This is a genomic window from Actinomycetospora lutea (genome assembly GCF_028737205.1).
GTDB classification, from domain to species: Bacteria; Actinomycetota; Actinomycetes; order Mycobacteriales; family Pseudonocardiaceae; genus Actinomycetospora; species Actinomycetospora lutea.
Window position 1 is genome coordinate 1 of record NZ_JAQZAL010000040.1, and the last position, 10094, is coordinate 10094.

The 10094-nt window shown below is 69.5% G+C and carries 9 protein-coding genes; 6 read left to right on the forward strand and 3 right to left on the reverse strand.

The window, feature by feature from the left end:
* The first annotated feature begins 894 nt into the window (after nt 1–894).
* The 3 genes from PHK61_RS28705 to PHK61_RS28715 all read left to right on the forward strand — a co-directional run bounded on the left by PHK61_RS28705 (nt 895) and on the right by PHK61_RS28715 (nt 3134).
* Nucleotides 895–1128, forward strand: coding sequence for a hypothetical protein (locus PHK61_RS28705; RefSeq protein WP_274284453.1), 234 nt, complete (start codon nt 895–897; stop codon nt 1126–1128).
* 276 nt (nt 1129–1404) lie between these two features.
* Nucleotides 1405–1968 (forward strand): hypothetical protein, encoded by a 564-nt coding sequence (locus PHK61_RS28710; protein ID WP_274284454.1) that lies wholly within the window; start codon nt 1405–1407, stop codon nt 1966–1968.
* An 833-nt stretch (nt 1969–2801) separates the two neighbouring features.
* A complete protein-coding gene (locus tag PHK61_RS28715; RefSeq protein ID WP_274284455.1) occupies nt 2802–3134 on the forward strand; it encodes an SH3 domain-containing protein in 333 nt (110 codons plus the stop codon).
* Nucleotides 3135–3273: 139 nt separating this feature from the next.
* Here the strand turns inward: PHK61_RS28715 and PHK61_RS28720 are convergent, their stop codons facing one another.
* Together PHK61_RS28720 and PHK61_RS28725 are read right to left on the reverse strand one after the other, a co-directional pair.
* Nucleotides 3274–3654, reverse strand: a complete 381-nt coding sequence (locus PHK61_RS28720; RefSeq protein ID WP_274284456.1) for a hypothetical protein — start codon at nt 3652–3654, stop codon at nt 3274–3276.
* A 157-nt stretch (nt 3655–3811) separates the two neighbouring features.
* Complete coding sequence (locus PHK61_RS28725) at nt 3812–4903, reverse strand: hypothetical protein (RefSeq protein ID WP_274284457.1); 1092 nt, start codon at nt 4901–4903, stop codon at nt 3812–3814.
* A gap of 489 nt (nt 4904–5392) precedes the next feature.
* Here PHK61_RS28725 and PHK61_RS28730 point away from each other — a divergent pair, with 489 nt between their 5' ends.
* The 3 genes from PHK61_RS28730 (at nt 5393) to PHK61_RS28740 (ending at nt 8847) form a co-directional block, all read left to right on the forward strand.
* Nucleotides 5393–7015, forward strand: a complete 1623-nt coding sequence (locus PHK61_RS28730; RefSeq protein ID WP_274284458.1) for a S8 family serine peptidase — start codon at nt 5393–5395, stop codon at nt 7013–7015.
* A gap of 12 nt (nt 7016–7027) precedes the next feature.
* Nucleotides 7028–7282 (forward strand): hypothetical protein, encoded by a 255-nt coding sequence (locus PHK61_RS28735; RefSeq protein WP_274284459.1) that lies wholly within the window; start codon nt 7028–7030, stop codon nt 7280–7282.
* Between the two features lie 371 nt (nt 7283–7653).
* Nucleotides 7654–8847 carry a S8 family peptidase gene (locus PHK61_RS28740; protein WP_274284460.1) on the forward strand — a complete coding sequence of 398 codons (1194 nt, stop codon included), beginning with the start codon at nt 7654–7656 and terminating at the stop codon, nt 8845–8847.
* A 794-nt stretch (nt 8848–9641) separates the two neighbouring features.
* Here the strand turns inward: PHK61_RS28740 and PHK61_RS32180 are convergent.
* A complete protein-coding gene (locus PHK61_RS32180; RefSeq protein ID WP_420791454.1) occupies nt 9642–9881 on the reverse strand; it encodes a response regulator transcription factor in 240 nt (79 codons plus the stop codon).
* Nucleotides 9882–10094: the final 213 nt, after the last annotated feature.

Consider the following 10094-nt stretch of genomic DNA (forward strand, 5'->3'; position numbering starts at 1 on the left):
AGCAAGCCAGATCATCGCAGGTCAGGAGCACCTTTCGTCTTTCAGGATCTCGTGTCGAACCCAGCCCGATGAAAGCCCCGGGCTAAGAAGACGGTGACCACCGTGGTCGAGAATGCCGAGTTGGCCCAGTCGAAGAAGTACCAGCCGATGCGTTCCCCTCGAGTACTGAGCGGTGCTTCCGCCGCGGCGGCCATCGCGCACCTCGCGTCCAGTCCTCGGCCTCGGTCCGACACCACTGCCCTCGCCACCGTCGCTGCCAGGGGTGCTGTGGCAGAGACGATGAGCCCGCCCGGGCGCCGGTCGGTGGCCGGCGCGGCGGCCGCTCGCGCCTATCTCGGCGGCGTGCGTGCGCCCGCGGCCGCGAGTACGCCCCGCCAGGCGACCCATCCGCGCCACGCCCCTGTCGCATCCGTCGGGCGAGGACGGGGTCGGTGGAGGTCAGCACGCGTTGGTCCCGGTCGTCGAGCATCGCATCCCGCCCTCCTCGCCACATCGGTGCGCCGCCACGACCGCTTCCCCGTCGTCGACGCCTCCCGTCGAGGCCCTTCCCAGGACCCCTGAGCAGGCCTGTCGGGGTAGGACCGTCGGTCCCACCCCGACAGGTCGCGGGCCCTCTCGAGCCGGCATCCGAGCAGCGCCGACGCGAGCTCGGAGAACTGGGCCGTGACCTGTGGATCATTCCCTCGACGGCGTCGAGGACGCGGTCGACACCGGGCACGCATCGAGACGGTGCCGGGTGCCGCCCGGGAATCCGGCACGCTCCCGGTGCCCGCACAGCGAATTCGGGTCGAACGACCCTCCCCCAAGCGTCGAGAGCCGCGGAGCGTCGCCACTTCGTCGGTCCCGCTGAGCGGGCCGATCGGGAGCGGTCACACGGACGGGAAGGGGCCGGCCATGGGTGTGTGCGAGGTCTGCGGCAACGACTACGACCGGAGTTTCGAGGTCCATGTCGAGGACGCCGTCCACGTGTTCGACAGCTTCGAGTGCGCGATCCACGGAATCGCGCCTCGCTGCGAGCACTGTTCCTGCACGATCATCGGGCACGGGGTCCAGGCTGGTTCGCACCTCTACTGCTGCGCCTCCTGCGCGAGCGCGGCAGGTTCAGAGGGCCTGCGCGACCGGGCGTGAGGAATCGTCAACAGGGGTGCATCCGAAGTCGTGAACGCGCTGGCCAGCCAACTGCCGCGGGCCGCTTAGGGCACCGCTTACGTCACACCACGACTGCCAGCGTTAGGTTACCGCCCATGAACGGCAGTCAGTCGCACGTTCATCGACCAGCACAAACGAGCACAGCGCATCACCCGTGCCAAGGTGACTCTCGTCCACTGGGTTCGGGGTTCGAGTCCCTGACGGCGCACCTTTGTGCTGATCACAGCGCTATGGAGCGATCTTTGACGTGATCGCATGTCGCTCCAGCGGCCGTTTACTCCGCTCGACCAGCTCAGGCGACGATCGTTGCTGAGCTTCGTCACCGAGCTTGATCCCCCCGTGGGCGCGTGGCTCGGGGTGGACGAGCTCCGACGTGATCGGACCGAGCACCTGCCGGACGACGGTGTCTGGAACGAGCGGCACGCGGCATGGACGCCGGAGCGGGTGGACCTGATCGACCAGCATCGCGGCCAGCAGACGACCTACGGCGAGCTCGCCGCGCGCGTGCGGTCGCTGGCCTGGTCGCGGGCCGAGAAGGGGGTCGGTGCCGAGCACCAGGTCGCGGTGTCTCCCGCAACGACACCCGCACTTTCGAGGTCCTCTACGCGTGCGCGCTGCTCGGGGCGGCGTCCCCGACGATCCCGTTCCTTCGCTGCTTTCGGCGGCTCGCCGGCGCCCTCCGCGCTCCTCGCCGCGTGGGCTGACGGCGGGGTCGCGCTGACCACCGTCCAGCATGACGACCGCTGCGCTCGCCCGAGCAGACGCAACTCCTGTCCACTGGTGCCGGGGTCCGAGTCCCTGACGGCGCACCCATGGTGACAGGTGTCGAGTCCGGGCCTGCGGGTGCTTCTCTCCCGATCGTCCACGGCGCGCTCACTCCGGATGATCTTCGGGGGTACCCCCAATGGCTCCGCCTCTTCTGCGGCTCGGCATACACGGTTACATCAAGGTCATCGAGACCAAGCCGAAGGGCGTGGGTAGCTGCCCTGATCATGGGCGTGGGGGAGCACACGAAGCGCTGATCGGTGCCGCGTCATGCGGGTAGCGCCAGGTCAACTACGGAATGCGCGTGCACGGTCGCGTAACGCATAGAACTCGCTGTTGGGCGCTCCCCCGGTGTCGAGACGGCGCGCAGCAAGTGTCCGGGTCTTGCTACCGACTCGACACCGACCCCTGTTCACCTCCTGCGAGAGTTCTTCATTGCTGGCGGGCCGTTGATCTGGCGAGCCTGGTGCAGCACAACCGGCCAGTCTCCGCGAGCGAGCATTGTGAACTACGAGGACCCGGGTCGGTGCCGATGTGGTGATTCTAACCGGACCTGGAGGTCCTCCCCCACCGCGGATCATTCGGTCCCGTGTCCGACTGTCACCAACCTCCGTGGTCCGTGCATCTGGCGTCCAGACAACCGGCCAGTACGTATTTCCTTCAGTCACACGAATAGTGGCTGCGCTCGCCAGGACGAGGACGCGAACATGGACGCGCACGGCCCGGCGGTCGGGGGCCTGCGGGGCGACTACACAGGAATAGCCCGGGACATCGTCGACTTCACACATCGGATCGGATCCGGTGCGTGACGACCGCTCGACCTCGCTCCGGGTCCGTTCGGTTGCCCGTCTCATCCGTCGCCATTCAACCATCAGGAGGTTTTCTCCGTGTGCTACGTCGAGGCCAAGACCGGGGTTCGCATCCGCAAGGGACCGGGTACCCACTACAATTCGGTCGGTCTGCTTCCCAAGGGGCACTATCTGTACTCCTCATGCCACATCACCTACGGAGGTCACTACTCCGACTGCGGCGGCAGCAACCGTTGGGTGGAGGTGGAGCACCACGGCCACTGGGGCTACTACGTCGCGTATCGGTGCGTGAGGCACTACTTCGACGACCATGATCGGAACGATCAGGCGTCGGTCGAGGCGCTCCGGGCCGAGGGCGCGGACGAGAGTTCTGCGCCCGCGCCAGAACCGGTCCCCGTCGCCGAAGGCTGAGCGGCCCGGTTTCGCCCTCGCCGCGGTGGAGCACCGGACATCGAGGCGGGACGGCAGCCCGGGACCCTCGCGGCCCCGGGCTGCCATCATGGCGTGGCGGACACTCCGCACGTCGACGAGCTCGAGCAGATACTCCTGGTTACGGGCGGCAGTGGACGGCGAGGTGGAAGCCCGCGTCCGTTGGGCTGCCGGCGCTGGTCGCGGTGGTGAGGAAGACCCCGCGGTCGTTGCCGTTCCTACCGACCACCGTGATCTCGCCCGAGGGGGAGGAGCCGACGTCCCCCGAGAGTCCGATGGTGCCGAGGTAGGCGCAGTTCCGGACGCTGCGGTTGAAGATGACCTCGTAGGCGCCCTGGCCCAACCTCTGCGCCGAGGTCGCTCCGAAACCGCGCGCGAGGGTTCCGTCGGCGTTGACGACAGCGAACAACGCGCACGCGCAGCCGCTGGACGAGGCCTCGGCCTCCGCCGCCTCGGCGGACTGGACTTCGAGGTTCTCGGGAGGAAGATTCAGTGTCGACATCGGTGTACGCCTTTCTCGGGAACATACGGGTATCGGCGCTCGTCCGAAAAGATGGGCCGCGATGAGGGATCGGCGTGCCGGTCGGGTCGGTGTCGGCCACCGGGAGCCGCGGCAATTCAACCTTGCGGTTGAGTCTGCTCGCGAACGACCCGCCCTATCAGCGTAGAACTCGCGATGACCACTTCTTACCGCTTACCGAGTCACTCGATTCGGCACCCGCGCCCTTCTGGGTGCGCGGCGGCAACGTCCTGCTCTCGCCAGGGCCGTCCACGTTCTTGCGAACGGTCCTCACGAGAGTGTCCTGTGCCCACCTCTCGTTGAAGCCGGCGACGAACGCAACCACCGCGAAGAAGGGCAGGAGGCCTGCGGTCGCGTCGTGCGGGGGGCGCAGGGGAAGCAGCCCGGCGGCGACCACGAGGAAGAACAAGGCGCCGAAGACGGCCCCAATGATCGGCCGGAAGGCCCCGGTGGCCATTGCCATCCGCTTGCTGCGATCCCGCACCGACACGTCGGTGCGATCGCTGGTGATGCGGGAGAGGACGCTGACGACCGCCCCCAGGCCTCCCGCGCCGATGCACAACGGGATGGCGAGCGTGGCGGGGGCCGGGCCCGCGGGGTCCAGGGGGAGCCAGCGCGAGAGGACCAGCAGCACTGCGCACACAAGCAGGCCCGGGAGGAGACCCAATACATACCGAGCGATCAGCTCCTGGCGGGCCGATTCCTCCACGTAGGTCTCGATCTCCTCGGCCTCGCGGCGGACGACGACGGTCGCAGCGTCGACCTTGCGCAGGTTGTCGGGACGCTCCGGCTCGGCCGCGCAGTGATCGGCCGTACGCAAGAGGTAGACCAGCAAGGTGTACATGTCCTGCGCGACCGTGAGCTGGGCCAGGCGACCCAGCCTCGGCTGGGCCCGGCGCTCGATCACGCGACAGGATCGGATGACGGCGTCGAACTCGGGTGTGAGGGTGCCGGCCTCGTACTCGAGCCTCGTCCGCGGTCCTCGTCCGAGCCGCCGATCGCCGACGTCCACGAGCAGGACGGCGGCGCGCGTGGAATCGGCGAAGTAGGAGTCCAGGATCCGTGCTCGCTGGTCGCCCTCGTAGCTCTTGCGGGTCTCGGTGAAGAAACACGGCAGGTGACGCTGTCGGTACGCCTCGATCAAGTCAACCAGAAACGCGGGGCGGGCTACGCCATCCCGGGCGCACGTCGGGACGAAGGTTGGAGCGCCGAGCGACTCGTCATCGCTCACGGAGTGTTGCACGCTGGTCATCGGGGACTCCGGGAGGAAGGCATGCGTCCGTGGCCGCCCTCGGCGCGGGCCGCGGTCCCGAAATAGAACCATCCTGCCGAGGATCAACGGGTTCCTGGATGTCGACGATTATCGGCCCGGCCGACTGTTTCTGCCTATACGCAAGATTGCGTATCTCAGCGCGCACTACGTACTTCTACGTAGTGGGTGTGACTCGTTCGGCCCCTTTCCGGGGCGCGGTGACCTGCCACCATGGAAAGTGCAGTACACCCTCCCTGCATCCGGGATCGGGAAAGGTGCGCCGCGATCTCCCGTTGCGCAACCGCTCTCGGGTAACCCCCGGCCCGCGCCGACCGAGGAGAAATGATGACGATATCCCAGGCGCCCACGGGTGGCTCGACCGGACAGGCCGACGAGCGGCGGCGTGAACTCGTGGTGGTCGTGGCGCCGGAGGTCTCGTTGCGTGCCACCGGCGAGGGTGTCCGATCCTTGACCGGGGCCGACATCAGCTCGATCGCCGAGGTCGCCGCCGCGGAGGACGTAATACTGCGCCCGCTGTTCGGCCAGGAGGACCGCCTCCTCGTCGAGGCGGACGCCGCCGCGCCGGACGCCGCCGCTGCCGAGGTGGTGGAACGCATGGCCCGCTGTTACCACGCCGAAGCACCGGACGAGCGGCTCGACGACCTGGCCGCGCGCCTGCGCGCCCTCGACACGGTGGAGGCCGCGTACGTCAAACCCGCGGCGGAGCCGGCCACTGTGCTCGACCGGGTCGACCACGGCCTGCTCGAGGGCATCAACGACATGGCGCCCACCGGGCCGGAGGCCACCGCGGCGACCCCGGACTACGTCTCGCGGCAGGGCTACCTCGACGCTTCTCCGGGGGGCATCGATGCCCGCTACGCGTGGACCGTCTCGGGCGGTCGCGGTGGCGGGACGCGCGTCGTCGACTGCGAGTGGGGCTGGCGCTTCACGCACGAGGACCTGCGCACGAACCAGTCCGGCGTCATCGCCGGAACCGGCAGCACCGACACCAATCACGGCACCGCGGTGCTGGGGGAGATCAGCGGGGACGTCAACGCCTTCGGGATCACCGGCATCGCCCCGGACGCCGTGATCTCGGCGTCGGCGTTCTCGGTGCCGACATCGACCGCTATCAAGGCCGCGGCGGACCGCCTCGTGGCAGGCGACATCATCCTGCTAGAAGTGCACCGGGCGGGTCCCAACGCCACCGGGGTGGGGCAGCAGGGATTCATCGCGATCGAGTGGTGGCCGGACGACTACCTGGCCATCCGATACGCGGTGAACCGCGGCATCGTGGTCGTGGAGGCGGCGGGCAACGGGGCCGAGGACCTCGACGCCGCCGCGTACGAGACCGCGCAGGCCGGCTTCCCTTCCTGGTGGCGGAACCCGTTCCGCCGCGCCGCGCTCGACGCCGGAGCCGTGATCGTCGGCGCTGGCGCTCCGCCACCGGGCACCCACGGTCGCACCTGGGGACCGGACCGTTCTCGCCTCGACTTCTCGAACTTCGGCGCCTGCGTCGACGCCCAGGGGTGGGGTAGGGAGGTCACGACCACCGGGTACGGCGATCTGCAGGGCGGCAGCAACCAGGACCTCTGGTACACCGACACCTTCAGCGGAACCTCGAGCGCCTCTCCGATCGTCGTCGGTGCCCTGGCGTGCGCCCAGGGCGCGCTCCGGGCCGTCGGCCGACCGCTGCTCTCGCCGGCCCGCGCCCGCGAGCTCCTGCGCTCGACCGGCTCGCCCCAACAGGACGCGCCCGGGCGGCCGGCGAGCCAGCGCATCGGCAACCGGCCGGACCTACGCCAGCTGCTTCCGGCCGCGTTGCGCACGGGGACCTGGACCGGAGTGCAATTCCGCGGCACCGTCCCGGCGGGCGCCACGAAGCGGTGGTTCACCCACAGCTGGCCCGCGCACTGGCACGTGTTGTGGACGGTCATACCCACCACGCCGCGCGCCGGCGCGCCGCAGGTCCGTTGGCGGACCCGCGTGGAACGGGCGTCCGACGCCGCCGCGACCTACTGGATCGACATCACCAACACCACGACCTCACCGGTCGACATCGAAGCCCGCTACGCCGTTCTCGGCTGGTAGGGAAGGAGCCCCATGCGCGTCGGAACGCAGTTCACCGGACGTCTCCCTGCCGGTCAGAGCGGCCGCTGGTTCACCCACAGCTGGCCCTCCGACTGGCACGTCACCTGGTACTTCATGCCGACCACTCCCGCCCCGGGCGCCCCGGAGCTCGAGTGGGAGGTCGAGGTCGAGCGCGCCTCGGCGTCGGCGGTGACCTATTGGCTGACCGTCCGCAACCTCTCGAGCGCCCCGATGGACTTCGAGGGCCGCTACGCGGTCCTGAATTGAGGCTCGGGATGAGAACCACGATCACGATCACGGACGATGGCGCGGCGGTCGACAGCGCCGCTCCCGCCCACGCCTCGGACCGGGACTCTGACGTCCCGCCCGCCGTCGGCCACCTCGGGCCGGTCGATGCCGGCGGCCCGAGCAGCGCCGCGTCCGCCGCCACGGTCGGAACCAGCACGTCCATCGACCCCAACGACGGAGGTGCGGCACCGGGATGGCTGCGCGACCTCCTGGGAGACGCGTCGCCCGGGGATCCGGGCTCCGGCGTCTCCCCCACGCGGAACGGCGCGCTCGACGCCGGCGCCGCCCCGACGAGCTGAGCCGACGAGCTGCTACCGGACCCGCAGAGCCCGACACAGAGGAACCCGCCGATGACCATGACCAGCGTGGTCCTGCGCGACATGCGCGCCGCCAGGTCCAGCAACCCCCTCGCACGGCCCGGAGCACTCGGGCTCCAGGCCGCCACCGATGGCGCCGACGCGCCTCCTGAACCCCGTGTCGACGTGGAGAACGTCGATGTCGACGGCCTGCACGACCTCTCCCGGGACCCTGAGGTCGTCGCCGTCACCCCGGCCATCCGGACCCGCCTGATCGAACCCGTCGCGGTCGACGACGCCCCGGCGTCGGGTGACGCGTGGGGGATCACGGCGGTGGGCGCCGACCGGTCGACGAGAACCGGGTCCGGGGTCCTGGTGGCCGTGCTCGACACGGGCGTCGATGCCTCCCACGCTGCCTTCAGCGGCGTCACGGTCGAGCAGAAGGACTTCTCGGGGAGCGGCAACGGCGACAAGCAGGGCCACGGCACCCACTGCGCCGGAACGATCCTCGGTCGCGACGTCGGCGGTCGACGGATCGGCATCGCTCGCGGAGTCCCGACGTTGCTCGCCGGCAAGGTCCTGGGCGACGACGGCAGCGGGAGCTCGGATGCCCTCTTCCGTGGGATGACCTGGGCGCTCGACGAGGGTGCCCGCGTCATCTCGATGTCGCTGGGATTCGACTTCCCGGGGATGGTGGACGACCTGACCCAGGGAGGATGGCCGGCGGACCTGGCGGCGTCACAGGCGTTGGTCGCCTACCGGGGCAACCTCCGGATGTTCGACGCCCTCATGACGATGGCCCGCGCAAGGCAGGCCTTCGACGCGGGCGCATTGGTGGTGGCGGCCGCCGGCAACGAGAGCAAGCGCACCGTCGACCCCGACTACGAGATCGCGGCCTCGCTTCCCGCTGCCTCGGACGGCGTGGTGTCGGTGGGAGCGCTGCAGAAGGATGCCGCCGGCTTCTCGGTCGCGTCCTTCTCGAACACGTTCCCGCAGCTCAGCGCACCCGGCGTGAAGATCCTCTCGGCGCGCGCCGGGGGCGGCCTCGTGGAGATGAACGGGACGAGCATGGCGTGCCCGCACGTCGCCGGCGTGGCGGCGCTGTGGTGGGAGGCGGTGGAGGCGTCGCCGTTGCCCGCCACCGCGCCGACCGTGCTGGCCAAGCTCATCGCCTCGGCCCGCTCCGACGTGTTCGCGCACGGCGTCGACATCGCGGACCGGGGCGTCGGGCTGGTCGCCGCTCCGTGACCCATCTGTTCGTCAGCCACGCGGTCGGGATGCCGAGCGAGGCAACGACGCGCGTGTACCGCCAGCTCGAGAGGGCGGGCTACTCGTCGCTCATCGTCGACCTCGATCCCGAGCACGGCTCGGCATCCCACCGGGCGGGGCTGGGAGCGCGAACTCTACGCCTAGACCGTATCGAGGCCCGCCGCCTCGCTCGTAGGTCGGCGCGGGTCACCGTCCGCACTCGGTGACGGTGCCGCAATTACGGGAGGCGCCGGCTGTGGGCAGAGCGTACCGGCGTCGGGCTGCCCCGTGCGCTGGGTGCCGCCCGGGTGCGCTGTGAGGTGGTGGCGCCGTCGAAGCTCGAGCGCCCGGCCGAGGACAAGGTCAAGACCGATCGCCGGGACGCCGAGCGCCTGGCCCGGCTGCTGCGCATCGGCCGAGCTGCCCGCGGTGCGGGTGCCAGCGAGGCCGAGGAAGGTGCGCTGCTTGCGCGGGGTCTCCACGCTTCGAGCGGCGCGGGGTGCAGTTGGCCTTCGACGAGTTCGACGCGGTGTCTACGGAGCACACCCGCCGCGAACCACGGCTCCTACTTCCGCCGGGCGGCATCACCAAGACCGGCAACGGTCACGCCCGCCGGCTGCTGGTCGACGCCGCCAGCCTGGCACCACCGCCGCCCGCTACGTCCCAGCCGCGACCGCGCCCGCCGCGCCGATGGCCAGCCCGCTGCGGTGCGCGCCCGCGCCGAGGCCGGCAACCAGCGCTGGTGCCGGCTCGAGGCGCGCGACAAACGCATCGTAGGGCAACGACCTTGCAGGCTATATGAGCCCGAGCTCGCGACCGCGGTTGATCGCGCCAACTTTGTCGCCGACTTCGAGCTTTCTATAGATGTGCTCTACGTGCTTCTCGATTGTCCGCCTACTGATCAAGAGCAGAGACGCCGCTTGGTACGCGGACTTGCCTTGACTCAGAAGCGACAGGACCTCGGTCTCGCGGGGAGAGAGTCTCGACTCCCTGCAACAGTTCCAAGAACTCAAATCCGACAGTTGAGGCCGCATCGTTCCCCCCTCCGGACTAGCGCACGGTTCCGTTATACCTAACCCCACGCTTCCGCTCCAGAGGATTCTTCTAGTTTCGGCTCACCGCGGGCAAGTACGGTCACCCGATTAGCCGCCGAGCTCAGCAGACGACTGACGGACACCATCGGGAGATATTGCCAACGATTCCCTCGAGGAGCGGGATCGCTGGATGAGCCAGCCCTACTGATCGAA